The following is a 25,793-nucleotide window of genomic DNA, read 5'->3' on the forward strand; positions in this document are numbered from 1 at the left end:
GGCTGAGCCGGAGGCAGAGGCTGGGACGCCGGTACGGCGTGCGCAGGGGGTACGGGTTGCGCGGGGGGTACGGGTTGCGCGGGGGGTACGGGTTGCGCGGGGGGTACGGGGTGCGCGGGCGGCCCCTGCGGGACGCCTTGCGGAACCCCCGGCGGCGCCTCCTGCCGCGGCCCCCGGTGCCGCCCGGGTCTGCGCGCCGGCATCGGCTGGTCCAACGGCGGCTGCGCCGAGGGCCGTTGCCCCGGCAGCGGATCGTTCAGCGGGTCGGCCAACCCGTCCACCGCCGACTCGAACGCGCCGTCGTCCTCGTACCCGCCCTGTCCGTACGAAGCCCCGTGACCCGCGTCGTGTTCGGGGCGGAGTGCGGTCACGCGAGCGCCTTGCCCACCACCGGCGCCAGGCCCGCCGAGCGGGCCACCGCGCCGGGATCGCCGCACTGCGCCAGCCAGTTGGCCAGCATCAGGTGCCCGTGCTCGGTCAGGACCGACTCCGGGTGGAACTGCACGCCCTCGACGGGCAGTTCACGGTGGCGTACGCCCATGATGATGCCGTCCGCCGTCCGCGCCGTGACCTCCAGCTCGGCCGGCAGCTCCGCGGGCTCCGCCGCCAGCGAGTGGTAGCGGGTCGCGGTGAACGGCGAGGGGAGTCCGGCGAAGACGCCCTTGCCCTCGTGCGTGACCGGCGACGTCTTGCCGTGCAGCAGCTCGGGGGCGCGGCCGACGACGCCTCCGTACGCCACGGCCATCGACTGCATGCCGAGGCAGACACCGAAGACGGGCAGGCCGATCGCGGCGCAGTGGCGCACCATGTCGACGCAGACACCGGCCTGTTCGGGGGTGCCGGGGCCGGGGGAGAGCAGCACGCCGTCGAAGCCGTCCTCGGCGTGCGCGGTGGCCACCTCGTCGTTCCGTACCACCTCGCACTCGGCGCCGAGCTGGTAGAGGTACTGGACGAGGTTGAAGACGAAGCTGTCGTAGTTGTCGACGACGAGGATCCGGGCACTCACCGGGCGGCCCCCGCTCCGTCGACCGTCACGTCGTTGAACGGCAGCAGCGGCTCCGCCCACGGGAAGACGTACTGGAACAGCACGTAGACGACAGCCAGCGCCAATACGAGCGAGAACGCCGCCCGCAGCCATACGTTGCCCGGCAGATGCCGCCAGATCCAGCCGTACATGCGGTCCCTTCCGTCCGGTACCGCGCCCGGCGGTACCGCACCAGACTAAAGGCCCGCACCGGCGCGTGGGCGGTGCATGGGGCAGCTGCACGGACGTTCGGGACTTGCTCTTCGTCACAGGCGCCACAGGGGTCCCGCGGCCGACGGGTCGGCGGCCCGCCGTCGGAACGGCTATCCGGCGGGCTCCGCGTAGTGCAGATCGACGGTGCCCGAGTAGCCGGGGAGCGTCTCCTTGCCCAGCTCATCGACCTTCCAGCCGAGTCCGTACGCCTTGACGTACAGCTGGTAGTTCTGGATCGCCGGGGAATCGTCGAGGGCCTTGCGCAGCCTGCCCTGGTCACCGACGGCGGTGATCTTGTACGGCGGGGAGTAGACGCGGCCCTGGAGGATCAGCGTGTTTCCCACGCACCGCACGGCGCTGGTGGAGATCAGCCGCTGGTCCATGACGCGGATGCCCTCGGCGCCGCCCTGCCACAGGGCGTTGACGACGGCCTGGAGGTCCTGCTGGTGGATCACCAGGTCATTGGGTTGCGGATCGGGGTAGCCGGGGTTCGCGGTGGCGTTCTGCGGGGCGTCGTCCAGGGTGACGGTGAGGGCCTTGCCGGTGAGCTGCTTGGTGCCCGCTGAGGTCTCCAGCGCCCGCAGCCGGGCCTCCTCGGCGGCGGTCGAGCCGTGGTCGCGGGCGACGAGGGCGTCGATCCTGCTCCGTACGGCGGCGGTGGAGTCGCCCAGTTCGGCGTTCTTGCGGTCCCGCTCGTGGATCAGGTCGGAGAGCTTCAGCAGCGAGGCGTCCGTGCGGATATTGGTGCCTTTGGCGGTATTGAAGCTGGTCACGAAGATGAGACCGGCGAGCGCGAAGACAGCGGCGGTGAGCAGCCGGACGGGTCGCCGGACCCGCCGGAGGACCGGGCCTGGGTTCGAGTCGGCGGAATTGCTCAACGTATCCTTATCTCCTTAAGGCGCCGCGGAAGCACTACGCTAACGGACGCCCGACGGCGGCGGTGATCCCCCTGCTCCCCGCCTTCGGTCACCGCCCTTGACAGTTCCCTGCGCGGTAACGCAGCGCATCGACAGGAGAGTCCCTCGTGCCGAAGTCACGTATCCGCAAGAAGGCCGACTTCACGCCGCCCCCGGCGGCGAAGCAGGCGACCGCCATAAGGCTGACCAACAGGAGCTGGGTGGCCCCGGTCATGCTGGCGCTGTTCCTGATCGGGCTGGCCTGGATCGTCATCTTTTATGTGACCGACGGCGATCTGCCGGTGCAGAGCTTCGGGAACTGGAACATCGTGGTCGGGTTCGGCTTCATCGCCGCCGGTTTCGGTGTCTCCACCCAGTGGAAGTAGCCGGTCCCCTTCCGGGCCGTCAAGCTCTCCCCTGACTTGTCCACACGGTTATCCACAAGCAGGGGAAAAGGTCAGAAGATCTGTGGATAACTCCACGGGATGTTGACGCCGGTGTGACTGGGTCGCCCATCCTGATGACGCGCTCGCCCCTTGTCCCTGCTGGTCAGTCCGGCACCGAGGACAAGGGGCGCGCCCGTTCCCCACAGGATGCACAAGATCCGCCACAGTCTGTGGACAACTTTTCCCCGACTCGCTCGTTCGCGCGTCGCGCGCCCGCCCGGAGAGAAGTCGGAGAGAAGTCCGGAGAGACTGGGAGAGGACGCGTCAGGTGATCGCCGCGGTCCTGGCCACGACCACGATCACCGTCGCGAGCAGCACCAGACCGCAGGCGCCGTACTGCACCAGGGACCGCCGCTCGCGGGGCGCGTGCACCATGGCGATGGCGATGACAGTACCGCCGATGAGCCCGCCCACATGGGCCTGCCAGGCGATGCCGGGCCAGGCGAAGGTGAAGACCAGGTTCAGCGCGAGCAGGATCAGGACCGGCCGCATGTCGTAGTTGAGCCGGCGCATCAGTACGGCGGTGGCGCCGAGCAGCCCGAAGATCGCGCCGGACGCACCGAGCGAGGGCTGGTTCGGCGCGGAGAGAAGATAGGTCAGGGCGCTGCCCGCCAGTCCGGAGACCAGGTAGAGCGCCAGATAGCGGGCGCGGCCGAGCGCCGCCTCCAGCGGTCCGCCGAGCCACCACAGACTGAGCATGTTGAAGGCGAAGTGCATCATCGCCTGGTGCAGGAACATCGCGGTGAAGAGCCGGTACCACTGGCCTTCGGCGACGCCGGCCAGCGGTTCGAACATGGCGTACTGGACACGCCCGATGAGGTCGAGATCCTCGACGAGCCGGTCGCCCACCGCGAGGACGGCGATGAAGACCGCCGCGTTGATGCCCAGCAGGATCTTCGTGACCAGCCGGGGGTCGGCCGCGATCGAGCCGCCCGCGAGGGTGCGCGGCTGGTTGGCCGCCGGCCCGTGTCCCGTACCGGAGCCCTGCCTGACGCAGTCGGGGCACTGGAACCCGACGGAGGCACTGATCATGCACTCGGGACAAATAGGGCGCTCGCAGCGCGTGCAGCTTATGCCGGTCTCCGTGCCCGGGTGCCGGTAGCAGCTGGGCGCGGACTGGTTGACGGCGGGCTGCTGGTCCTGGCCTCCGTGGCCGCCTGGCGGGTGGTCCATCGGTCCCCTCGGTCTTCGTAGCGGCGGACGGTACGCGGCCGGGCACAGCGCACCGCCCCGCCCACCCGGTATGTAACCACTACGGACGGGCAGGGCGGGAAGGTTCCCGGAACCCCGGGAACCCTACGGTCTGTGCGGTGTCGGCACTTCGTCAGCGGGTCTCGACGGCGACGGACTCGATCACGACGTCCTGCACCGGGCGGTCGGTGCGCGGGTTGGTCTGCGTGGCGCCGATGGCGTCCACGACCTTCTTGCCGGCCTCGCTGCTGACCTCGCCGAAGATGGTGTGCTTGCCGGTGAGCCAGGCGGTCGGCGCCAGGGTGATGAAGAACTGCGAGCCGTTGGTGCCGGGGCCGGAGTTGGCCATGGCCAGCAGGTACGGCTTGGTGAAGGCCAGCTCGGGGTGGAACTCGTCCGCGAACTTGTACCCCGGGCCGCCGGTGCCGTTGCCCAGCGGGTCGCCGCCCTGGATCATGAAGTCGCCGATGACACGGTGGAAGACGGTCCCGTCGTACAGCCGGTCCTGGGACTTCTGCCCGGTCTCCGGGTTGACCCACTCGCGCTCACCCTGGGAGAGCTCGACGAAGTTCCTGACCGTCTTCGGCGCGTGGTTCGGCAGGAGCCGGATCTCGATGTCGCCGTGGTTGGTCTTGAGGGTGGCGTAAAGCTGCTCGGCCACGATGTGCCTTCCGTGAGTCTTCGCTGACTCTCACGATCCTCGCACGGAAGGGGTACGGACCGGGAACAGAAGCCGCGGACGGTACGAAAGGGCAGCCGTGAGCGGCGGCGCGGGGCGTTGCCCACGTCGCGTCGCGTGACCCTCGGTCATGACCCGGATGCGCGTAATGCATGCCGGAGCGGTCCGTGCCATGCATGATTTCGAAAAGGGTGGATAGGCGAAATACGGAACGCCACCGAGGAGGATGATCCTGTGACCCGCATGGACAGCGTGCGCGCCGCTACCGGTTCGGCGAAGGAAAGCGTGCAGCACGCCGCGGAAGCGGTGGCACCTTACGCCGGTACGGCCAAGGAACAGGCCGCTCTGGCCAAGGAACAGGCCGCTGTATACGCCCGCGAGGCGCGCAAGCAGCTCGCCCCGACCGTGTCGAAGGCCGCGCAGCAGGCGCGTAAACAAGCACGTAAGCAGTACGGCGCCCATGTGGCGCCCCGAGTACCCCCGAAGTTCGATGAGGCCGCTCACCGCGGTGTGCACCATGCTCGCAAGGCCGCCCGTCAGGCGGCCGACTACACGGTGCCCCGGGTCGAGCAGGCGGTGGCCACGGCACAGCCGGTCGCCGAGCAGGCGGCGGCACGTTCCGCGGCGGCTCTGGCCGCGCTGCGCGGACAGGTCACGACGAAGGAGATCCAGAAGCTGGTGAGGAAGCACGAGCGGCGGGCCAGGGCCGGCCGGCTGGTCAAGGGCCTGGCGGTCCTCGGTGTAGTGGCCGGTGGGGCTTTCGCCGCCTGGAAGTGGTGGGACAAGCAGGCCAATCCGGACTGGCTGGTGGAGCCGCCGGCCGCTACCGAGGTCTCGGAGCGGGCTCCGCTGACGTCCGTGGACGGCAGCCATGTGGTCCACTCCGCAGATCCGCTCGATCCACTCGATCCCGAGGTCGAGGCCAAGCAGGCCGAGGCAGAGGCCGAGGCGGCGGAGCGGGACCGGAATCGGGACGACCGTCCCTGATCACTGAACGGGTCGCGGGAGAACGGGTCACGGTCGCGGGAGAACGGGTCACGGGAGGACGTTCTGCTGTGACCGGGGATTCTGGTGTGACCGGGGATTCTGGTGTGACCGGGGCTGGTGCTGGTGCTGGTGATGTGGCTGGTGCTGTGGCTGGTACTGGTGCCCCGGTGGCGGCTGCTGCGGTTGTGACCGCTGCGGCTGCTACTGCGGCTGCCGGATTCGACGGGCGCCGGGAGACCGCGGGTTTCCCGGCGCCTCACGCTGCGACGAGCGCCGCGTCGGCCGCGTACGTGCTCGTCCGTGCCGCGGCGGCGTCGGTCTCGCTCGGCAGAACGGCGGGCAGATGACGGACCGACGGTGACGAACCGTGCGCCTCGGCGCGGATGCGCTGCTTGATCGTGGGCGGCAGCGACCGGTCACGCGGCAGCGCCCTCGGCACCACCGCCCTTCTGGCCGTACCGGCCTCGGCGGCGTGGTGCGACGCGGCGGCGGGTGCCGGCGCGGGCTGGTCGGCCGGCTGCTGCACGGCGGTGCCGGCGGCGGCGGCCGGGGCGGTGAGCCCCAGGGAGGCGAGCATCGCGAAGAAGGCGGTGATGAGGACGGTCCACAGTGTCTTGACCTTGTTGGCGGCCATGACCCCTCGCTTTCGTTTCGTTTCGGTTCGGTGTGGTTCGGTGTGGTGCGGATCTCGGTCGAGTTCGGTCGGTTCTCGATCGCGCTGTCGAGTTGCGCGATCTACATACCTTCCTCATGATGTGGACGCACCCCGGGAATCCAGGGAGCGACGCCGCCCGTACGCAGTTCTTCGGATGAACACCACTCGTACGGTCCAACCGGCACTCGCGCGCTTCCCGCACAGCCCTTCCACCGACCGGTGCCCGCCGCCCGATCCGCCGCCCATCCGCCGCTCGATCCGCCGCCCGACAGGCCCACCGCGCCGGGGCTATGACAGCGTGTCAGCGACCACGGACGCCGCTTCCGCGATCAGCTTGTTGTCGTACTCGGCATCTTTCTCGGTCCGGTTCGACAGGATCGCCATGACCAGGGGAGCGCCGTCGGAGGGCCACACCACGGCGATGTCGTTGCGGGTGCCGTAGGTGCCGCCGGCCCCGGTCTTGTCGCCGACCACCCAGTCCTTGGGCATCCCGGCCCTGATCAGCTCGTCGCCGGTGGTGTTGGTCCGCAGCCACTTCGTCAGCTGCGCGCGCTCCCCCGCGCCGAGGGCGTCCCCGAGCACGAACGCGCGCAGGTCGGCGGCGAGCGCCTTCGGGGTGCTGGTGTCACGCGTCTGACCCGGGACCCATTCGTTCAGCCCCGGCTCGCGGCGCTCCATCCGGGTGACGTCGTCGCCCAGCTTCTTGAGTACGGCGTTGAGGCCCTTGGGCCCGCCGATGTGATCGAGCATCAGGTTGGCCGCCGTGTTGTCGCTGAAGCGGACGGCGGCGTCACAGAGTTCACGCAGCGTCATGCCGGTCGCGACGTGCTTCTCGGTCACGGGTGAGTTGCTGACGAGGTCGCTCTCGGAGTACGTGACGACCTTCTCCATCCCGTCGGGCGCGTGCTTCCGCAGTACGGCACCGGCGGCGAGGGCCTTGAACGTGGAGGCGAAGGCGAAGCGCTCGCCGTCGTTGTACGCGACCTCCTCGCCGGTCCCGGTGTCGACCGCGTACACCCCCAGCCGCGCGTCGAACTTGCTCTCAAGTCCCTTGAAGGCGTCGGCGTACGGCTGAGTGACCGTAGCCGTGGCAGAGGCCGTCGCTCTCGCGGACGGCGTGGCCGCGGACGCGTCCCCGGCCACGCCGTCCTGTCCGCAGGCCGTGAGCGGTACGAGGACGAGCATGCCGAACGCCCCGATAAGGGCGCGCCGGGCACGGGCGTACTGAATGGGCATGGACGTGGACATGAGCACGGGCATGGGCATGAATGCTGACCTCCTGGCCGACCCCGTCGCGCGGAGCGCACGGGAACGCGCGAAGCGCACGGGAAAAGGGGCGACCGGGCCCAGCCGGGGCACGGTCGCGGTTGCCACCTCCACCTCACCCTCCGGCGGCCATGCGGTCCAATACGCTTGTGCGTCCCTTCATGACGAAAATGCATACGAACGCATACGGTGGGGCCATGGATCTGGTGGGAGCGTGCCGGGCGTTCGTCAGCGTGAGCGAGCGCGGCAGTTTCACCGTCGGGGCGGCCGCCGCGCGGATGTCCCAGCCGGTGGCGAGCCGGCGCGTCGCCGCGCTGGAGGAACACCTCGGAGAGCAGTTGTTCGAGCGCACCTCGCGACGGGCGACCCTCACCCCGTTCGGCCGGGACATGCTGTCGGCGGCGCGAGCGCTCGTACGGGCGGCCGAGGTGCTCCACCACGAGGCGGAGGCAGCCCGGCGCAAGCCCTGGCGGCTCGCGGTGCCCGGCATCTGCCCGCCGGCCGGCCTCGCCCGCCTCGTCGCCGACGGGCGCGGACGGGGCATCATGCTGGAGCTGCGCGTCGCGCCCCCGGCGGAGCGGGCCGAGCTGCTCCACACCCAGCAGGTGCGCGCCGCGCTGCTCGCCGTACCGCCCGACGAGGCCGCCTGGTCGCTCCCGCTCGGGCTGGCGGGCGCCGACGACCCCGGCGTGAACCGCGTCTACGTCGAGACGCTGCGCCTGGGGCGCGCCTCCCCCGGACCGGCCCGCCGCGTCTGGATCCAGCCGGAGGACGACGTACCGCACATCCGCGACCCGCTGACGCGGCTGCGCGACGCGGTGGGGCTGCGGCCCGCCCAGCTCGTCGTCGCACCCGACCTGACGTCCGCGGCGGCGGAGGTCCTCTGCTCGCGCGACGTGCTGCTGTGCTCACCGGCGCAGGCGGCGGAACTCGGCCTGCACTGGCGTCCCGTCGGCGAGAGCGCGCTCAGCCGGGGGTTCGCCCTCGCCTCGGCCGCCACCGGCGACCCGGAGCGCGTACGGGCGCGGCTGGGCGACGCGATCGCCCGCTGCCTGGGAACGGAAGCGGCGGCGCCGACGTATACACGTACGGGCGCGGGAACCGATACGGGCACGGGCACAGGCACGGGGCCGAACAGCGGCAGAGACAGCGGCAGCGGCAGCCACAGCAGCAGAGACAGAACCGGCGGCCGCACCGAGCGCGAGGCGACTTCATGAGCACCGAGGCGATGCTGCGCCGCCTGCGCCAGGAGCTGCTCGACGGCGGCCTCCACGGCTGCCTCCTCGTCCGCGATCTGCGCACCGGCCAGGAGCTGGGCATCGAGCCGGACACCCAGCTCCCCACCGCTTCCCTGGTCAAGATCCCCCTCGCGCTGGCGACGCTGGAGCGCATCCGGCGCGGCGAACTGGACGGGGCGACCGCGCTCGACGTACGGCCCGGCCGGATCACCACACCGGGACCCACCGGGCTGAGCCGGTTCCGCCACCCGGCCCGGATCGCGATCGACGACCTGCTCTATCTGAGCACCTGTGTGAGCGACGGGACGGCCGCCGACGCGCTGTTCGAACTCACCCCGCCCGCCGAGGTCGCCGGCATCCTGCACCGGTTCGGCCTGCACGGCATCTCCGTACGGCACGACACGCGCGGACTGAGCGACACCCCGGCGGAACGATTCGACGCCGCCCAGGCACATCTGGCCCACGCGCTCGCCATAGACGCCGGCACCCAGGGCCACGGCCACCGGCTGCCGCAGCTCGACGTGGCCCGCGCCAACTCCGGCAGCGCCCGTGCCTACGTCGACCTGCTCCAGGCCCTGTGGACGCCGACCACCATCCATCCGGACGTGGCCGACCGGGTGCGCGGGCTCATGTCGCACAACGTGCTGCGCCACCGCCTCGCCCCCGACTTCAGCTCCGACGCCACCACGTGGTCGTCCAAGACCGGCACGCTCCTCAACCTCCGCCACGAGATCGGCGTGGTCGAACACGCGGACGGCAGCGCCTTCGCCGTCGCCGTCCTCACCGAGTCCCTGGTCCCCGCGAACGCCCAGCCGGGCGCGGACGCCCTCATGGCGCAGGCCGCCCGGACGCTGCGCGACCACCTGCGCCAGCTGTAGCGCCTGCCGATGCCGGACCCAGCACCGGTGCCGGACCCAGCACCGGCGCCAGCGCCGGCGAAGACGAAGAGGCGCAGCAGCAGGAATCGTCCGGCTCCGGCGAGCCCGGAGGCGGCGAGGTAGACGGCCTGCTCGGAGAGCGCCCCGGCCGAGGGCCGCAGCAGGTGCAGGACGAGCATCGCCGCGCAGGTCACCGCGTAGGCGGCCGAGGCCGATCCCGCCGACTGGAGGTGCCGGCGCCATCCGGGACGCCCGCCGGCGCCGAAGGTGAAGCGGGCGTGCAGCTCCGTGCCGAGAACGGTGGAGGCGACGGTGATCAGCGCGTTCGCCACCGCCCAGGGCATCGCCCCGGCCAGCAGCGCCACGGCCGCGCCGGAGGCCACGCCGACCCCGCCGCCGCAGAGGACGAACCGGGTGAAGGAGGCCAGCGGACCGGGGCGCGGGCCCGCCGTACCGCCGTCCGTACGGTCCGTACCGCGCTCCGGGAGCCGCTGCGTGCCGCGCTCCGGGAGCCGCTCCGCGCGGCGCGCTTCGTACGCCGTCTCCGGCCCGGGCAGGAGCAGCGACTTCATGACGGTTCCTTACGAAGAGGGGCGGCAAACCTCTGGGATCAGCCGGGTCCAACGATCCCCGCGTCCCCCCTCCGTCACGAGGATGCGCGCTCCCGGACGGTGGTGTAGCGGGCTACACCACCGTCCGGGAGCGTGCTCTCTCGTGCCGTCCGGCCCGCGCCGGGATCGTGGAAGGCGAAAGGTTCACCGCTCCCCTTCGTAAGGAAACGTCATGAAGTCGCTGCTCTCCTCCAAGCCGGTCCTCTGGTTCCTCTTCCTGTTCAACCTGGTCGTCGCCGCGGTCGCGCCCTTCGTCGTCGACGGCGCGCAGGGCGTGGCGACGAGCGTCGGCATGGGCGTCGTCTCGCTCGGGGCGGGCGTCAGCCTGCTGCGGGGCAGCGACCGGCGGAACGGTCGGCCGAGCGGTCGGCAGAGCACTCAGCAGAGCGGTCAGCGGCAGTCAGCCTGACGTTCCCGCCGCCGTACCCTGCCGCCGTATCCCCTGACCGGTGAGTCGGCGCGGCCCCCGAACCGCGACACCTCCGAAACAGACCCTGGAGACCTCTCCCCGTGGCGACCTTCCTCTATCGGCTGGGCCGGATCGCCCTCCAGCAACGCCGGTACATAACCCTGCTGTCGGTGGCCGTCCTGGCAGTCGTGGGTCTCTCCGCCGTCCAGGCTCCCGCCGCCCCCGACGACTCGAACTCCATGCCGGGGAGCGAGTCCCAGAAGGCGTTCGACCTGGTGGAGCGGTGCTTCCCGGGTGCCGACGCCGACGGAGCGACCGCCCGCATCGTGTTCGTCGCCCCGGACGGCCAGAAGATCACCGCCGTCGGCGAACCGGGCGGCCGTTGACACGCTCGTGGCCGAGGCGGCCGACGGGACGCAGGTCGCCGACGCGGAGTTCGAGGTCACCGGCACCACCGCGACGGACCACGAACCGGCCCGCGTCTGCCCCCCGGACCGGATCCCTCCTGGCCAAGGACTCCCTGGACGGGGCCTCCTGGACCGGACCTCCGGACCTCCGGACCCCGGCCCCCAAGACCGGGGCCGCGGAACGTCATCGGACTCAACTGACCAGGATCGGACCGGCCGTGGCGGTGCACTTGGTCTGGTCGTCGGCCACGGTCGCGCAGCCGTTGCCCGGGGTGGCCGTGTACCCGGCCGGGGTGAAGATGATGACGTTGCTGTTCAACCCCCATGCCCCCGGCGGCACGTTGACCCTGCCGACGGTCTCGGCGATCGTGCCGGTGATGTCGTACGTACTGCCCGGGTAGTAGGCGAGGTCGCTGCCCCACACGTACGAGGCGCTGACCCCGTACATGCGCACGACGACACCGCATACGACGACCGACCGCCAGGAGAGCTGATGAGGCTGGGTGGGAGGGTGTCCGAGGCCGTTGGGCGTCGTGACCTCGCAGGTGTACACCCCGCCGCTGACGTTGTTGGTGAAAGTGACGATCGCGTTGGCGTTGTCCTCGGCCACGGCCGCTTCGGCCGCCTGGGCCGAGCCGGAACCGATCACGAGAGATGAAGCGGCGACACCGAGCGCCACGATGGCTGTGCCGATTTTGCGCTGGAGCGTGTGGGGGAACACGGACGTACCGACCCTTCGCATGGGGCACGAAATCAAACGGACAGAATTCCGATGGTTCGACCACCCGTGCCGGTGGCCAGCAAATCGTGGCTTCCCGGCGGAAGGTTCGTCAATACTTTGAACGTTCCAATTTTAACGCTCCAAACATCCCTTATCGATGGATAAATAATCCCTCACCAGTAATTTCCGGATACACAAAACATTGCGACGACAAACACCCCGGCGGATGCGATGGCGCGTTTCAGACCTAGGTCGCCGCGCAACACAAACGTAATATGGGAGCGCTCCCATACCGGAACCCGGGCTCTACCGCGACGGCTCCGCGGGCAACTTCCAGGCGGTCATCCCGAACGGTCAGCTGTTGCAGCGGCGGCCGGACCGAGAGCGGCCGCTACAACTCGCTGGACACGCCCGGCGCGTGGAAGACCACGGATGTCACCAAGGACTTCACGGTGAAGCTGTAAGACCAGGCCAGCCACGGCGCGGACTACTTCCTCGTCTACGTCACCCGGCAGGGCTTCGGCCCCGCCACGCAGGCGCCGACCTGGAACGATCTGCAACTGGTCAAGCAGACCGGCCAGTACGGGCCGAGCCAGAACTACGAGATCCCCGTCACCACCAGCGGCTACAGCGGCCGGCACGTCGTCTACACGATCCGGCAGGCCTCGCACATGGACCAGACGTACTTCCTGTGCAGTGACGTGAACTTCACCTGAGCGTCCCCCGCTTCGGGATCGTCACCGCCCCCGGGCCGCACGCGCCACCACCGCGCGTGCGGCCCGGTCACCGGGCCCTTGGTTCTGCTTTCATCCCGCCGAGCCCTGCTCAAGCCGGTTCGATCCGCCGATGCCAGCTCGTGCCGATCCCGATATATCGGGCGATCGGGTACAGATCGTGCCTTTTTTCTGGTGACTGTTTAGAATCTGACCATGATCGCTGAACTGCAGTGTGTGGTGCTGGACTGCTCCGATCCGATGCGACTTGCCGAATTCTACCGGTCGCTGCTCGGCGGGACCGTCAATCAGCAGGACCAGCGCTGGAGTCTGGACGATGCCTGGGCAACGCTGCACCTGCCGTCCGGTCTCGTGCTGGCCTTCCAGGGGGCGCCGGACTACCAGCCCCCGCAGTGGCCGAACCCGGAGCGGCCCCAGCAATTCCATCTGGACTTCGGTGTGCCGAACCTTGACCGAGCCCAGGAGAAGGTGCTGGCCTGGGGAGCGGTGGTGCTCGACGACGGCCATGAGGGGCGGAGCTGGCGCATCTACGCGGATCCGGCAGGCCACCCTTTCTGCCTGCTCCAGCACTGAGAGCACGTCGCCACCCGCGTTGACCGCGCAGCGGACCACGGCAGCACGTTCAGCGCGAAGATCCCGCTGTCCAGGTCCCGCCTTCGAGGAGGCTTTCCGACATCGTGCGGGCTCTCATCAGGCGTGGGCGGACGCTATCTCGGCCGTCACCTTCTTCCGGTCGACCTTTCCATTGGCGTTGAGCGGGAGTTCCTCGTAGACCGTGACCCCGCGCGGCACCATGTACGCGGGTAGCCTCATTCGCAACGCGTCCAGCAGCCCTTCCGGGTCAGGTACGGATCCGGCGCAGACCGCCTCCAGTTCGCAGCCTGCCTGCCCCGAGTCGAGGGCCACCACCAAGGCTTCGACCACCCCTCGCTGTTCGCGCAGGACTGCCTCGATCTCGCCGGGTTCCACCCGGTAGCCGTGCACCTTGACCTGGTGGTCCAGCCGTCCCAAGTGGACGAGCTGACCGTCTGCCCACATCACCCGGTCCCCCGTCCGGTACCAGTGCTCGTCGAGGGTCGGCTCCCCCTTCCCTTCGCGACCTGTGACGTCGGCCGTGAATCGGCCCACGTTGTCAGCCGGGTCCAGATATCCGGGGAAGCGCTGCGATCCCCGCACGCACAGTTCACCGTCCCGTACCCCGAACTCCATACCTGGATAGGGCGTACCGATCGGCACGGTCCCATTGGCGGGCCGGGGCCAGTCGGTGGGGTCACGCGGCAGCCGGTACTGGCTGCAGCTGATGGTGAGTTCGGTGGGCCCGTACAGGTTCTCGATCTCACTGCCGGGGGCCGCCGCCCGCCATGCCTCGGCCTGTTGCAGAGTCAGCGGCTCGCCGCAGAACAGGCTCCAGCGCAGCGCGGGCAGGCTGTCGGGTGCGAGGCTGCGCAGCCTCTGCGCGTACGACACCAGCGACGGGACCGAGAACCAGTGGGTCAGCTTCCGCTCGACAGCGAAGCGCACGGGCGCGTGAAGCTCCCCTCGGGTCGGCACGACGAGGGCCGCTCCGCTTCCCCAAGCCCCGAACATGTCGAAGACCGACAGATCAAAGGTGAGTTCGAAGAACTGCGACATCCGGCAGCCAGGTCCCAGTTCATAGCGCGGCACGATGTGCGACAGGTACGCGGAGACGTTGCGGTGACGGATCGGCACCCCCTTGGGCACGCCCGTCGAGCCGGACGTGAACAGGATGTACGCCGTGGAGTCCGGCTTCGCCGGGCAGGGCGGCAACACGGGCCGCGGGCCGGCCGACTTCCGTGTCAGGACCGTCGCGGGGACGGGCCCCGTCCAGATCGTGGCGTCCTCGGTGAGGACCAGGTCCAGTTCACCAGCGGCCGCGACAGCCGCATTGCGAGCAGCGGGGAAGCCGGGTCCCAGCGGGACCACCGTCGCGCCCAGCCGCTGCACGCCGAGATAGCCGGCGTAGGCGAGGACGCCACGCTCGGCCAGCAGGCCGACGCGGCGCGGGACGTCTCCGTGACAGGCGAGAATCGCGGCCGCCACCCGGTCGGCGAGCGCGGCCAGCTGCCGGTAGGTGAGGCGTTCCTCGCCCACCTCCAGGGCGAGCCGGTCGCCGTATCGCTCCACGCTCGCGGCGAACCACTCGTACAGGGTCCGTTCCATCGTCAGCCTCCGTCCGGGACGCCGGTGCCGGGCAAGGCACTTTCGGCCGAGATGAGTTGAGTCAGAGCCCGGGCCGCAAGACCGGGCCGAGGTCGCCCGCGCTCCGCCGACTGGGCCGCGAAACGCAAGGCACGGGGCAGTTCGGCCCATGCGGCGGAAGCGGCCCGGTGTGGTGTGTGGGCGCTACCCTCCGCGCCCGCGCAGGCCAGCGCGTAGGCATGGTGCCGGGCGGCCGCCCAGAGATCCTCGGAGAAACGCCCGACGGCGTCCGGGTGCGCGGCCATGACCGCACGGATATGGGTGAGCGACCGTGCCGTCTCGTGGATCCACTGGCCCGGACCTGGTTCGGGACCGGAGTCGCCCATCGCCACAGGCACGCGCGCCAACCACCGGTACGGGCCAATGGACGGCAGCGGCACCTCGCTGCCGAGTGCCAGCCTGTCCCGACGGACGACCTCGACCGGAGAGTCCACCGCGAGCGCGAGCGCACCGGCCAGTTCGGCGTCGTCCAGTCGGCCCAGATGGGGCCGATGCTCGCCGTACGGAGTGAGCGCCGTGAAATGGTCGGCCACCAGCCAGCGGCCCGCCCGGCAGCCGTGGATCAGTACCCAGTGCGGGGCATCCGCACGGCCGTATGCCGGGGACCAGGGCAGCCGGGCAGTGCCCGCGACAGCGAGCACCCGGCCATCCCGGTCCAGAGCGTCCCGCAGTCCCGCCCGGGCACCGGACCAGTCGGCCGCGCCCCGGTAGGCGAGTTCGCGGTTGTCGGCGGTCCGGTCCACTCGGGCGTGGTGCGAGAAAGCCAGTTCGCCCGGGGGCAGATCGGTGCGTACCGCGAGCCGGACCGACCGGGCCAGGCGGCGCCCCGCTTCGGGGACATCAGCCGTCAGGTAGCTCAGCAGGTTCGTGGTGTAGCAGCTGACATCGGGAGGTGCCACAGGGAGCAGTCCCTGGTCGTCCCGCAACGTCATACCGCCTCCCCATAGGTGCCCGTGCCGGAGAAGGCACAGCTCAGCGGAGTGCCGCTGAGAGTACGCAGGCTGATCCACCGGTAGTCGCCCCATCGACCACGCGCGGCGGCAGGCTCGATGTCGATGGCCCACGGTCGACCGGACAGTCCGGTGCCCTCCGCCTTTACACAGGCCTCCTGGACGGTCCACACCCACGCGAGCTCGGTGGCCCGCGCGCTCTCGGGCAAGGCGGCCACTTCCGGGGCACGCCCGCGCAGGCAGCGGCGCAGCAGTCCGTCGGACACGGTGTCAGGGGGGATCTGGACGTCGACACCGACCTGCCGGTGGGGGGCGACCGCGACAGCCAGGGCCTCCCCGTCGTGAGAAATGCTGATGCCCGTGCCGGGGTGGCCATCGAGGACCGGCCGGCCGTTCCTGTCATTGCGTACGGCCGCCCCCGCCACTTCGGGCATCACGATGCGCAGCACGTGTCGCAGCAGCGCCCGGCTCGCCAAGAATTCCTCGGTTCGCCAGGCCGGCAGCACTCCGGTGGACGCCCGCTCATGTGGATGCGGTCGTACGCCGAGCCATTCGGCCCGGTTTCCGAGCGCCACCCAGACACCGGGGGCTGTCTCTTCCATGAGCAGGGTCAGCGGCGGGCTCATGAACGCAGCTCCGCGAGCAGGGCGTCCGCGCTGTCCGCGACCGTTCCGAGGACCAACTCGGTGACGCCTCCGCCGATGCCCAGGACGCCGGCTTCGCTGCGGATCCGCTGGGCTCCGCCACGGGCGAAGCCCTCGGCTCCCTGGAGCTGCGCGCATTCGGCGAGCACCGGGTCGACGGTGAGCCCGGCCGCCGATTTGAGCATGGCGGCGGCGGCCAGATCGTGGTGATTCACGACCCGTCCGCCCAGCACCTCGCACAACGCGCGCAGTTGTCGTACGCGGACCAGGCAGGCGGCGAACCGCTGGCGCACAGCGGGGTTGTCCCACAGCGACAGGCCGTCGATCTCCCGGGTGACCAAAGCCTGCCTGGTATCGGCGAGCACCCTGCTGGTCAGGGCGACCGCCCACAGCGCTCCGGCAAACCGCTCGGTGCCCATATGCCGTGCGAACTCCACCATGCCGCGCCCCGGCCTGCCCACGAGGTGGTCCATCGGGAGGCGAACGCCAGTCAGCTCGATATGCCCGGTGCCCGAGCTGGTGAGCAGATCCGTGTCTGCCGACCGGATCCCCACTCCGGGGGCCGACGCCGGCACCAGCACCCAGGTGAAGCTGGTGAAATGCCGACCGGGCCGGTGCCGGGCGAGGACCAGGAGGTAGTCCGCCTCACACGCGGTGGCGATCCAGCGCTTGCCCCCGTCGACCAGCAGTTCACTCGTCCCGTCCACGTGCAGGGCCACCTCGGTGCCCAGCCCTGACAGGTCGGATCCCGCGGCTGTGCGGTCGGTCGCGGCCAGCGCCGCCATCGCCGCCCCCGACAGCACCTGGTCCAGGGCATGCCGAACCGGGCCGTCGGCCGGGGCGCAGGCCGCCAGCAAAGGGACGGCACTCGCGGCCTGGACCAGTACCGTGAGCGTCACCCCGTTGTCAGCGCGTGCGTCCACGACGCCGAGAAGGTCCGCGAGCCTGTCCGGGTCCGGGCCGATCCCGGCCACTCCACCGCGGTGGTAAAGGTCGCGCAGCACTTCCGCCGCACCCAGCGCGGACCACACCTGGGACGCGGAGTCGTTGGGCGCCGTGTCGGCGAGTGCCGCGTCCACGCGGGCGCGGTAGCCCGGTACCGCGGGGCGGACCGCCGCCGCGGCCGCGTGCGTCAACTCAGTCAAAGCGCACCTCCGCGTCGAGCAGGGCGAGGTTGCCGTCCACGAGGTGGAGTCGGTCATTGCTGTAGTTCAGGGCGGCGGACCTCAGGTCCCGCAGGGCCTGTTCGAGCCGCGTGGGCGAGTCCTTGAGGTAGCCGTGGCGCATGCCGACGGCGTCCACCAGCCCGTCGACGGCCCGGTAGCACTCCTCCGCCGCGGTGATCTTGAGTCCGTTGAGCAGCAGCTGGATCCGCGGCAGGCTGAGGTCTTCGGCGTTCTCGACCACCCGCTGAGTGCGCTCCAGCAGCGCGTGCACGGCATCGAGCCGCCGCCGGGCCGTGGATATCCGGGTGAGCAGCAGCTCCGACCCGAGGTCGAAACGGCCCCGGGTCTCCGGCCCGCGCAGCATCTTCACCACGCGGGACAGCGCGCCCGCCGCGGTGCCCAGCCAACACGCGGACCAGCCCATATGCGCCACCGGTCCGAAGACCGTGGTCACGATCGTCCGGAACGATCCGTGGTCACCGACCACTTGGTGTCCGGGCACGCTGCCGGTCAGCCGCAGCGCCACGCTGTGACTGGCCCGCATTCCGAGCGGCTGCCAGTCGCCGGAACGTTCCACGGTGAGCTGGTCTCTGTGCGCGTACACAAGCGAGACCTGGTTCGGAGAGGCCGCCGCCGGACTGCGCGTGGTGACGAGGAAACCGTCCGCGTACTCGCCCCCGGTGACGATGGGAGCGAAGCGGTCCAACAGGAGATCGTCGCCGCGCGCTGTCAGCACGGACTCGGAGCTGAGCAGATGCCCGCCCTTACCCGCTTCGGTGGTGACGGAGGCGAGATACAGCCGGCCGGCCGCGATCTCGGGCAGCACCTCCTCGCGCAGCCGGTCGCCGGCGTACCGAACGAGCGCCGCCACCTGCTGGCAGTGCATGGTGAAGATCATCGCGACGGACATGTCGACCCGGCCGAGCGCGAGGCCGACGCGGACCATGTCGTCCGTACTCCCACCCAGCCCCCCGTATGCCACGGGCACCAGCAGGCCGAGCAGTCCTGTCCGGCGCAGCTCCACGAGCGCCTCGGCCGGGAATGTGGCGTCGCGGTCGGTACGCACCACATGAGCTTCCGCGACAGTGGCGACCCGAGCGATGAGTCCGGCCAGATCCGCCGGCGCCGAGATGGCGGAATGGTCCGGCCTCATCGTGCCGGGCCGGGGCCCGGGGCCGGCATTGATGGTCGTCGTGGTCGTGGTCACGCGACGCTCACCTGTTCGCCGTCGGCGGGACGGGTGCCGTCCAGGGCGGCACTCACCACGGCCCACAGGCTGCGGGCCGTGGCGAACGTCTCGTCGTTCATGTCGTCGTCCGGCAGGGTGACGCCGAAAGTGTCCTCGATGGCGAACAGCAGCTCTATGGCCTGCATGGAGTCCAGTCCCAGCTCCCGCAACGGCGCGTCGGGAGCGATCTCCCGGTCTCCGAGGAACTTCAGGAAAGGGGTGAGTAGTTCGGTGAATCGGTTGTCCATCACATCACTCCAGGGTTGGCACCGGCTACAGCCGGGACGGGCGTACGGTTGAGCTCCAGACGGGATATGTCGAGGGGGGCCGCAGGCCGGTCACCGTCGTAGACGGCCTCCGCGGGCAGCGGGTGCCCGAGGAAGGCGACGAGGCTCGCGTACAGGCCGTAGGCCCCGACTCCAGGTACGGCGACCAGATCACCGGGACTCAGCGAGGGCAGCCGCGCGGACCGCGCCCACGTGTCCAGCGGGGTGCACAGCGGGCCGGCGACAAGCGCGTCCAGGGCGGTACCGACAGCCGGGCCGGCCACGAGGTGCGGGTTGAGCGGCGGCAGCCGACGCAACCCGGACATGCCTCCGAGGTGGTTGATGCCGGATTCGAGGACGACGACGTCCTTACCGTGTGAGCGCTTCACATCGAGGACCGTGGTCACCAGAACGCCCGCCGTGCCGACCAGATAGCGGCCGGATTCGAACGCGATTTCCGGCTGCCCCTCCCTCCACCCGGCCGCCTGGGCGTCCAGCAGCGCGGTCAGCCGGGGGCGCAGCGTGGTGAGGTCCACAGCCTCCCCGGTGGTCCCGAAGGGAGCGCCGAACCCCCCGCCGAGGTCGAGGAAGCGCAGCTGTACCCCCTGGGTGGAGAGCGCGTCGGCAAGAGCGCGGGCAGTGGCCAGTGACCGCGCGAACTGTCCCAGGAGAGCGTCGACTTCGGTGAGGTTCGTCCCCATGTACAGGTGCAGGCCGGTTACCTCGGCATGCGGGCGGTTCGCGAATCCGGCGGGTTCAGCGAGCACCCACGTGGCATCGGCGCCGAACTGCGAGGCGACCCCGGTCATCGTGAGCCCCTGGCCCGGCACCGGCTGGTCGTCGTTGACCCGCAGGAGACAGCGGGCGCGCACGTCCTGGGCGGCCGCGAGCCGGTCCAGTTGTTCGATGGCGTGGGGAGAGTCGACGGAGAACAGCCGGACCCCCGTCTTGAGGGCGGCGGTGACATCCTCGTCGCGTTTGCCCGGTCCGGTGTAGAGCACATCCGCGGCAGGCCATCCGGCGGCGAGCGCCGCGTCCAGCTCCCCGGTTGAGCACACCTCCGGGAGGGCTCCCCGTTCCCGCAGCAGGGTGAGCAGCGCGGGATGCGGATTCGCCTTGAGGGAGTAATACAGGGCGGTGCCTTCGGGCAGGGCATCCCGGAGTGCTGTGTGGTTGCGGCGTACGACGGCCACGTCGTACACGTAAGCGGGCGTCGGTACGGCGGCAAGCACCGTGGGCGGCACCAGGTCGACCGACGCGGTGGGGGCGTTCCCGGTCTCAGTCGGCGCGGACACCGGCGGCCCCCTTCGCGATCGCGGCCAACGCCTTGCGATCGACTTTCCCGTTACCGGTGAGCGGTAGTTCGTCCAGCACCACACAACGTGACGGGATCTTGAACTCCTCGATCTGCTCACGCATCCCGCGCAGTACCTCGGCCGGCGACCGGGTGCCCATGGTGAAGAGCAGCGCGGCAGCCCCGCTGCCGGGTGGCAGGCAGGCCGCTTCGGCCACTCCGGTGACCCGCCGGGCGGCGGCCTCCACCTCGGTGGCGCTGACCCGGAAACCGTTCTCCTTGTACAGGTCGTCGCGCCGGCCCTCGAAGTACAGGAAGTCCGCTTCGTCCAGCCACCCGTAGTCGCCGGTGCGCAGTTCGGGGAAGAGCCCGTCCGCCCTCGGAAAGCGCTGTGCGGTCAACTCTGGCCGGCGCCAGTAGCCGGACATGACATGCGGTCCGCGTACGACGATCTCTCCCATCTCCCCGGGCGGACGGCGCCGGCCCTCCTCGTCGACGATCAGCACCTCGGTGCCGGGCAGTGCGCGGCCACAGGAGCCGGGTCTGTCCAGATCCCCGTCGGGCGGCATGACGGTGGCCCGCTTGCACTCGGTCAGGCCGAACATGAGCTGAACCACCAGTCCGGGGAGTTCGGTGCGCAGGGTGCGCAAGGTGGGGGCGGGCATGGCGGCCCCCGTGTTCGTCAGCAGCCGCAGTGCCGGACGGTCGCCGCCGGACCTGCTGAGCAGCCGGGCCAGAGCGTCACCGATGGCTGGGACGGCAGGCAGCACAGTGGCCCCGGCGCGGACCAGGTTGGCCAGCAGCCGAGGACCGACCTCCGCGGGCCTTCCCAGCCAGACATGCGCGCCCGAGTGCGCGGCGAGGAAGAGCTGGTAGAGCCCGTAGTCGAAGGAGAGCGGCAGCGGGCAGTAGACGATGTCGTCGGACCGGTAGCCCAGCATTCGCTGAATGGCGTCCACAGCGAAGACCACCTGCTGATGGGTGCTGACCACGGCCTTGGGCAGGGCGGTGGTGCCTGATGTGTAGATGAGGCAGACCGGGTCCACGGCGAGTGGCCCCGGGAAACGTGTCACGGCCTCCGGGCCGGGTGCACCGTAGGCAGCGAAGGCCAGCGCTCTGACGGCGTCAATGGAGACAGCGCGTACGCCCTGGCCACGGAAGGCTGCGGCAGCCTCGGCGTCGTCGGTGACCAGCAGAGCCGGTTCGCAGTCGTCCAGCACGTGTTGAAGCTGTATGTCACGCGTCTTCTCGTGCAGAAGCGAGAACGCGACTCCGGCGCGGGACGCGGCGTACACGAGCGCGGCGAGCGTGGTCGATCCGGGGGCATGGACCAGCAGCCGGTCCCCGCGGCGCAGTCCACAGGAGTACAGCCAGCCGGTGAGACGCCGCGTGGCTTCGGCGAGTTCGTGGTAGCCAACAGTGTGCGCACCGGAGGTCACCGCGGGCCGGTCGGGCCAGCGGTCGGCCGCTCTGTCGAGCAGGTCGTGGAGCAGCGCCACGCGTGGGGACATCAGAACCCTCCGATTCGGGTGAGTCGCGGAGACGCTCCGGGCGGGAGAGCGCGCTGGACGATGCGGCAGATACCGTCGAGGTGATGCAGGTTCTCCGGCACCAGGTCGGACGGGGCGAATTCGACGGCCAGGCCCCGCTCGAGCCGCTCGACGATCTCGACGACGCGGAACGAACTGAATCCGGGCACCTCGGCGAGCACGCGGCCGCCGAGCAACGCCCCCGGATCGACACGCAGCACCATCGCGACTGTGACGGCCACGTGCTCACGCAGCAGGTCGGGCACGATCGTCCCGGCCACCGGGCCGGCGGCGCCGGAGGACGGGGCGTTCACCATAGTGCCGAGTGCTCCGAACAGCTTTCGGTCACAGTGGAGTTGGTCGGCCAGAAGTCCGTACAGGCGCGGATTCACCGGCCGAGCACGTTCGACCCGGCGGGAGCTGAGATACGTGGCCTCCGCGAGGGACTCCCAGGCCCGGACGTGTGCGCGAGCAGCTGCCCCCTCGGCGGAATCCGGTCCAAGGAGTCCACGGATCTGAAGGAAACGTACGTGCAGGGCACGGGACCGCGCCAGCAGCCAGGTCTCCAGGGTGAGCGCGTGCAGGGCGGCGGCCCGATCAGGATGCTCCGCGTACGCGGCGACGTATCCGGCCATCTCTCCCTCGTCCGCCAGATCGTGGACGGGCTCGTCGGCCCGCACGTACTCACCGGGCCCGAAGGTGACCGCCAGCGCCGGTCCGGGCACGGCCGCGGCCATGGCGGCGTGGTCCAGGACACGTTGCACGGGGCGGGCGCTGCCCCATCGGGTCTCGTTGTGATAGCCGTCGACGACTGTCACACCGGCACCGGCGGGGCCCGGTTCCAGCAGGAAGCTGTGTTCCATGTGCTGCTGCCCGAAGTACGGAACCCAGGGCAGGTGGAAGGCGTCAGCCACCACATAACGGCCCGGCGTCGGAAGCAGTTCGCCGCCGTCCGCCGTCCGCCGGTCCAGTACCGCGAGCCCCAGCCGTGGGGCTGTCTCGGCGAGCTGCTGACGCGTGGAGCGGGCGACCGTCGGAAGCCCGTGTGGGCCCTCGGCCGGCCGGAAACCCAGCACCGCACCGAGGTTCAGATGGGTACCGGGACCGTGCTGCCGGTCGGCCAGCAGCGCCAGGTTGACCTGCAAGCAGTCGAACAGCCGGCAGTCGACCGTGCCGCCCGCGACAGAAGCGTCACCAGACACGGCCGGCTCCCGAGTCGACGAGCGGCCGCACGCGGTCCAGGCTGCCGATGGCCGCCCCCAGCGCGACCGGATCAGCGCCCTTGTCGTCCAGCTCCCCGTCCAGCAACTGCTGATACGCGGCCAGGTCCAGATATCCGTGTCCGCTGACGCAGACGACGACACCTCGCTGGGCACGGAGCTCCCCGGTGGTCGTCTCCGTCCCCGAGCCGGCCAGACGGGCGGCCACCGCCAGGGCGTGCCCCGACTCGGGTGCCGGGAGCACCATCTCGCTCCGGGTAAAGAGGCGGCCCGCCTCCAGCGCCTCGGTCTGCCCGACCGCGGTCGCGGTGATCTCGTCGCGGTGCCGCATCGCGGAGAGCAGTTTCGCCGCGCCGTGGAAGCGCAGTCCGGCGGCGTGCGCATCGGGGATCGGGTAGGAACTGCCGATCGTGTACATCGCCTCCAGCGGACCACTGCCCGTGGCGTCCGTGCGGTCGTACGCGTACGTGCCCCGGGTGAGCTTCGGCGTACTCGTCGATTCGGCGGCCACCAGCACCGGCGGCCGCTCACCCGAGGCGGCCGCGGACGCGTAGAACGGCAGCGCGATACCGCCGAAATTGGATCCGGCGCCCACACAGCCGACAACCGCGTCGATCCGCGCGTCGAGCTCTCTCAGCTGATCCTGTGCCTCCAGGCCGATCACCGACTGGTGCAGGATGCTGTACGTTTCCCCGCTGCCGATGCAGAACGCGGCGCCTTCGGTCCGCCCGGCGTACTCCACCGCCTCACCGATCGCGAGGGACAGACTGTTGACGGCCCCGCCGCCTTGGTGCCGCGCCACCTCGGTGAGCGCACTGGGGCTGGCGTGCACGGTCGCGCCCAGGGTCCGCATCAGAGTGCCGCGGTAGGGCTTGCGGCGCAGGCTGCCGCCCACCATGAACACCGTGCACTTCATGCCGAACATCGCGCAGGCGGCGGCGAGCGCGGTCCCCCACTGCCCGGCACCCGTTCCTGTGACCAGTTCCCGCACACCGGCCTTCGCGTAGTAGTACGCCTGCGCCAGTGCGGTGTTGAGCTTGTGGCTGCCGGAGATGTTCCCGCCCTCGTACTTCACGTACACGGGCACCCGGGCGCCGACCTCCCGCTCGAATCCGCGCGCCCGCCACAGCGGAGTCGGCCGGAAAGCCCGGTAGGCGTCCAGCACCTCTGCCGGAACGCTCCAGAACTCCTTCTTCCGCACACTCTGGCGCACCAGTTCCAGAGGCACGTTGACCTGTACGCCCTTACCACCGACCGTCCGGGGCGTACGGTCCTCGGGAAGCCGCTCGGGCAGATGCGGCAGGACGCTGCGCCAGTGGTCGGGCGGTCCGGGCCGGCTCATCGGGACGCCTCTGCCCCGAGCAGCACGACCTCGATCAGATCGTGGACGGTGTGGAAGGCCCGGCCGACGAAAAGGTCGTCGGGCAGGACGACATCGAGTTCGTCTTCCAGAATCACCAACATGCCAACGAATCCTAGGGAGTTGACTCTCAGGAGCTCGCCATTGAGTGGTTCGTGGTCGTCGATGTCGGCGGGCCGTAGCGAGAGTCGCGATTCGGAGATGACGACACGCTTGACGGAATCGGCGACCGCGGTGCGGTCAAGTCCGGTAATCACAGTTCCTCCGTGGGAAGTCAGGACGGTTGCGGCGCCGACGGGCCGCGCAGCGCGCCCTCCGCTTCGATGAGCCAGCTGTGGGTGATGAGGGACCCGATGGTCACCGGCCCCCGGACGTGCATACGGCCTGTACTGATCGAGATCTCGGAACCCAGTCCGAGGGTGGGCCCGTCGTGCAGACGCAGAGAGCCGTTGACGACAATCGCCGCGGCATCGGCCCGCCGGGCGAATTCCTCGGTCGTCACGGGATCGCCGGCGACGACACCCTCGGTGTGTCCCGAGCCATATCGTCTGATGTGTTCCAACGCCTCAACCAGGCCGTTGACCGGGCGGACGCCGATGGTGGCGTCGAGGAACTCACGGCCCAGGTCGTGCTCCCGCAGAGGTTCGATCCGCTGACGGCCCGTGCTGGACGCGGGGACACCGATCCTGCGATCGAGCCGCACGGTCACCTGACGGTCGTCGCGTTCGGCGGCCTTCAGCAGGGTGGCGGTGAATTCGTCGACGATCTCCGCGTCGACCAGCATCAGCTCCGCCGTATTACAGGCGGTCGGCTCGGGCAGCTTGCTGTCCAGAGCGATCTCGGCGGCCAGCGGGAGATCGGCGCTGTGGTGGACGTACACATGGTTGACCCCGCCGCCGCTGGCGATCAACGGTATGGAACTCGCGGTACGGCAGTACTCGATCAGCGAGGGGCTGCCCCGCGGAATGAGGACGTCGACCGCGTCGGAGCGGCCGAGCAGGGTGCGCAGTTGCCTCCGGTCAGGGTCGTCGAGCACGGTGACCAGGCCGACGGGCAGTCCGGCGGCGACCAGCGCCTCCCGGACGACGGAGGTGAGTGCCGCGTTGGTACAGGCGATCTCCTTGCCGCCACGCAGCAGCACGCCGTTGCCGACGACCACGGGGAGCAGGGCCCCTTCGACCGTGACCGTGGGCCGCGCTTCGTACACCATCAGGACCAGGCCGAGCGGTTTGGGGACACGGCGCAGCAGGCCGCGGCCCGGTACCCGGATTCCGGGGTCGGGCGCGGTGACCGCCGCAAGCTCTGCGAGAGCGGCGGTCGTGAGGGCGCGCACACGGTCGAGATGGGTATCGGTCAGTCGGAGCCGGTCGAGCAGGACACCGGACAGCCCGGCTCGAGCCGCTTGTACGAGGTCCTCGGCGTTGGCCGCGAGGATCGTCGGCCAATGGGCTTCGAGGTGTCGCGCGAGCTGGACGCAGTAGCGCTCATAGGCCCGGTCGCCGATCGGCGGTGCGTCGGCCAGGGCCTGGCGCGCCGGGGTGATGATGGCTTCGGTCATGGT

At 70.3% G+C, this 25,793-nt stretch carries 27 protein-coding genes and 1 pseudogene; 8 read left to right on the forward strand and 20 right to left on the reverse strand.

Annotated features, from left to right (window positions below):
- Positions 1 to 367: 367 nt before the first annotated feature.
- The 3 genes from OG627_RS17310 to OG627_RS17320 all read right to left on the reverse strand — a co-directional run bounded on the left by OG627_RS17310 (position 368) and on the right by OG627_RS17320 (position 2,115).
- Positions 368 to 1,006: an aminodeoxychorismate/anthranilate synthase component II gene (locus OG627_RS17310; protein WP_329066069.1), complete on the reverse strand. Its 639-nt coding sequence runs from the start codon at positions 1,004 to 1,006 to the stop codon at positions 368 to 370.
- Complete coding sequence (locus tag OG627_RS17315; protein ID WP_329066071.1) at positions 1,003 to 1,176, reverse strand: hypothetical protein; 174 nt, start codon at positions 1,174 to 1,176, stop codon at positions 1,003 to 1,005. Before OG627_RS17315 ends, OG627_RS17310 begins: the two co-directional genes overlap by 4 nt.
- Before the next feature lie 171 nt (positions 1,177 to 1,347).
- A complete protein-coding gene (locus OG627_RS17320) occupies positions 1,348 to 2,115 on the reverse strand; it encodes a DUF881 domain-containing protein (RefSeq protein ID WP_329066073.1) in 768 nt (255 codons plus the stop codon).
- Between the two features lie 146 nt (positions 2,116 to 2,261).
- On the opposite strand from OG627_RS17320, the gene crgA reads away from it, so the two are divergent.
- Positions 2,262 to 2,519: a cell division protein CrgA gene (gene crgA / locus OG627_RS17325; protein WP_329066075.1), complete on the forward strand. Its 258-nt coding sequence runs from the start codon at positions 2,262 to 2,264 to the stop codon at positions 2,517 to 2,519.
- Positions 2,520 to 2,843: 324 nt separating this feature from the next.
- On the opposite strand, the gene OG627_RS17330 is transcribed toward crgA, so the two are convergent.
- Positions 2,844 to 3,752, reverse strand: coding sequence for a rhomboid family intramembrane serine protease (locus tag OG627_RS17330; RefSeq protein WP_329066077.1), 909 nt, complete (start codon positions 3,750 to 3,752; stop codon positions 2,844 to 2,846).
- A gap of 151 nt (positions 3,753 to 3,903) precedes the next feature.
- Positions 3,904 to 4,431 carry a peptidylprolyl isomerase gene (locus OG627_RS17335; protein ID WP_329066079.1) on the reverse strand — a complete coding sequence of 176 codons (528 nt, stop codon included), beginning with the start codon at positions 4,429 to 4,431 and terminating at the stop codon, positions 3,904 to 3,906.
- A gap of 261 nt (positions 4,432 to 4,692) precedes the next feature.
- Here OG627_RS17335 and OG627_RS17340 point away from each other — a divergent pair, with 261 nt between their 5' ends.
- Complete coding sequence (locus OG627_RS17340; RefSeq protein WP_329072736.1) at positions 4,693 to 5,436, forward strand: DUF5324 family protein; 744 nt, start codon at positions 4,693 to 4,695, stop codon at positions 5,434 to 5,436.
- 256 nt (positions 5,437 to 5,692) lie between these two features.
- On the opposite strand, the gene OG627_RS17345 is transcribed toward OG627_RS17340, so the two are convergent.
- Together OG627_RS17345 and bla are read right to left on the reverse strand one after the other, a co-directional pair.
- Positions 5,693 to 6,070: a DUF6344 domain-containing protein gene (locus OG627_RS17345; protein ID WP_329066081.1), complete on the reverse strand. Its 378-nt coding sequence runs from the start codon at positions 6,068 to 6,070 to the stop codon at positions 5,693 to 5,695.
- Between the two features lie 309 nt (positions 6,071 to 6,379).
- The gene (gene bla, locus OG627_RS17350) at positions 6,380 to 7,321 is read right to left on the reverse strand and encodes a class A beta-lactamase (protein ID WP_443073633.1); all 942 of its coding nucleotides are present in this window, start codon (positions 7,319 to 7,321) and stop codon (positions 6,380 to 6,382) included.
- Between the two features lie 233 nt (positions 7,322 to 7,554).
- On the opposite strand from bla, the gene OG627_RS17355 reads away from it, so the two are divergent.
- The 4 genes from OG627_RS17355 (at position 7,555) to OG627_RS17375 (ending at position 10,879) form a co-directional block, all read left to right on the forward strand.
- Positions 7,555 to 8,574, forward strand: a complete 1,020-nt coding sequence (locus tag OG627_RS17355) for a LysR family transcriptional regulator (protein ID WP_329066083.1) — start codon at positions 7,555 to 7,557, stop codon at positions 8,572 to 8,574.
- Complete coding sequence (locus OG627_RS17360) at positions 8,571 to 9,473, forward strand: serine hydrolase (RefSeq protein WP_329066085.1); 903 nt, start codon at positions 8,571 to 8,573, stop codon at positions 9,471 to 9,473. Before OG627_RS17355 ends, OG627_RS17360 begins: the two co-directional genes overlap by 4 nt.
- 783 nt (positions 9,474 to 10,256) lie before the next feature.
- Positions 10,257 to 10,493, forward strand: coding sequence for a hypothetical protein (locus OG627_RS17370; protein ID WP_329066087.1), 237 nt, complete (start codon positions 10,257 to 10,259; stop codon positions 10,491 to 10,493).
- A gap of 101 nt (positions 10,494 to 10,594) precedes the next feature.
- On the forward strand, positions 10,595 to 10,879 hold the full coding sequence (locus OG627_RS17375; protein WP_329066089.1) for a hypothetical protein: 285 nt from the start codon (positions 10,595 to 10,597) through the stop codon (positions 10,877 to 10,879).
- A 214-nt stretch (positions 10,880 to 11,093) separates the two neighbouring features.
- Here OG627_RS17375 and OG627_RS17380 read toward each other — a convergent pair whose 3' ends face one another.
- Positions 11,094 to 11,621, reverse strand: a complete 528-nt coding sequence (locus OG627_RS17380; RefSeq protein ID WP_329066091.1) for a hypothetical protein — start codon at positions 11,619 to 11,621, stop codon at positions 11,094 to 11,096.
- A gap of 301 nt (positions 11,622 to 11,922) precedes the next feature.
- On the opposite strand from OG627_RS17380, the pseudogene OG627_RS17385 reads away from it, so the two are divergent.
- Both OG627_RS17385 and OG627_RS17390 read left to right on the forward strand, forming a co-directional pair.
- Positions 11,923 to 12,337 (forward strand): annotated as a pseudogene (locus OG627_RS17385) (lytic polysaccharide monooxygenase); the annotation flags it as partial.
- A 213-nt stretch (positions 12,338 to 12,550) separates the two neighbouring features.
- On the forward strand, positions 12,551 to 12,928 hold the full coding sequence (locus OG627_RS17390; protein ID WP_329066093.1) for a VOC family protein: 378 nt from the start codon (positions 12,551 to 12,553) through the stop codon (positions 12,926 to 12,928).
- Between the two features lie 117 nt (positions 12,929 to 13,045).
- Here the strand turns inward: OG627_RS17390 and OG627_RS17395 are convergent, their stop codons facing one another.
- The 12 genes from OG627_RS17395 to OG627_RS17450 all read right to left on the reverse strand — a co-directional run bounded on the left by OG627_RS17395 (position 13,046) and on the right by OG627_RS17450 (position 25,790).
- On the reverse strand, positions 13,046 to 14,536 hold the full coding sequence (locus OG627_RS17395) for an AMP-binding protein (RefSeq protein WP_329066095.1): 1,491 nt from the start codon (positions 14,534 to 14,536) through the stop codon (positions 13,046 to 13,048).
- A gap of 2 nt (positions 14,537 to 14,538) precedes the next feature.
- Positions 14,539 to 15,507 (reverse strand): hypothetical protein, encoded by a 969-nt coding sequence (locus tag OG627_RS17400; RefSeq protein ID WP_329066097.1) that lies wholly within the window; start codon positions 15,505 to 15,507, stop codon positions 14,539 to 14,541.
- Entirely contained in the window at positions 15,504 to 16,151 is a 648-nt protein-coding gene (locus tag OG627_RS17405; RefSeq protein ID WP_329066099.1) for a 4'-phosphopantetheinyl transferase family protein, read from the reverse strand. Before OG627_RS17405 ends, OG627_RS17400 begins: the two co-directional genes overlap by 4 nt.
- Positions 16,148 to 17,314, reverse strand: coding sequence for an acyl-CoA dehydrogenase family protein (locus tag OG627_RS17410; protein WP_329066101.1), 1,167 nt, complete (start codon positions 17,312 to 17,314; stop codon positions 16,148 to 16,150). The genes OG627_RS17405 and OG627_RS17410 overlap by 4 nt, the downstream gene beginning before the upstream one ends.
- Positions 17,307 to 18,542, reverse strand: coding sequence for an acyl-CoA dehydrogenase family protein (locus OG627_RS17415; RefSeq protein ID WP_329066103.1), 1,236 nt, complete (start codon positions 18,540 to 18,542; stop codon positions 17,307 to 17,309). The genes OG627_RS17410 and OG627_RS17415 overlap by 8 nt, the downstream gene beginning before the upstream one ends.
- Positions 18,539 to 18,811 carry an acyl carrier protein gene (locus OG627_RS17420; RefSeq protein ID WP_329066104.1) on the reverse strand — a complete coding sequence of 91 codons (273 nt, stop codon included), beginning with the start codon at positions 18,809 to 18,811 and terminating at the stop codon, positions 18,539 to 18,541. Before OG627_RS17420 ends, OG627_RS17415 begins: the two co-directional genes overlap by 4 nt.
- Complete coding sequence (locus OG627_RS17425) at positions 18,811 to 20,124, reverse strand: type III PLP-dependent enzyme (protein WP_329066106.1); 1,314 nt, start codon at positions 20,122 to 20,124, stop codon at positions 18,811 to 18,813. The genes OG627_RS17420 and OG627_RS17425 overlap by 1 nt, the downstream gene beginning before the upstream one ends.
- Entirely contained in the window at positions 20,108 to 21,634 is a 1,527-nt protein-coding gene (locus tag OG627_RS17430; protein ID WP_329066108.1) for a class I adenylate-forming enzyme family protein, read from the reverse strand. Before OG627_RS17430 ends, OG627_RS17425 begins: the two co-directional genes overlap by 17 nt.
- Positions 21,634 to 22,854, reverse strand: coding sequence for a hypothetical protein (locus tag OG627_RS17435; RefSeq protein ID WP_329066110.1), 1,221 nt, complete (start codon positions 22,852 to 22,854; stop codon positions 21,634 to 21,636). The genes OG627_RS17430 and OG627_RS17435 overlap by 1 nt, the downstream gene beginning before the upstream one ends.
- Positions 22,844 to 24,214: a TrpB-like pyridoxal phosphate-dependent enzyme gene (locus OG627_RS17440; RefSeq protein WP_329066112.1), complete on the reverse strand. Its 1,371-nt coding sequence runs from the start codon at positions 24,212 to 24,214 to the stop codon at positions 22,844 to 22,846. The genes OG627_RS17435 and OG627_RS17440 overlap by 11 nt, the downstream gene beginning before the upstream one ends.
- The gene (locus tag OG627_RS17445; protein WP_329066114.1) at positions 24,211 to 24,336 is read right to left on the reverse strand and encodes a hypothetical protein; all 126 of its coding nucleotides are present in this window, start codon (positions 24,334 to 24,336) and stop codon (positions 24,211 to 24,213) included. Before OG627_RS17445 ends, OG627_RS17440 begins: the two co-directional genes overlap by 4 nt.
- A 170-nt stretch (positions 24,337 to 24,506) precedes the next feature.
- Positions 24,507 to 25,790, reverse strand: a complete 1,284-nt coding sequence (locus tag OG627_RS17450; protein ID WP_329066117.1) for a glutamate-5-semialdehyde dehydrogenase — start codon at positions 25,788 to 25,790, stop codon at positions 24,507 to 24,509.
- Positions 25,791 to 25,793: the final 3 nt, after the last annotated feature.

The sequence above is a fragment of the Streptomyces sp. NBC_01429 genome, from assembly GCF_036231945.1.
In the GTDB taxonomy this organism is placed as follows: Bacteria; Actinomycetota; Actinomycetes; order Streptomycetales; family Streptomycetaceae; genus Streptomyces.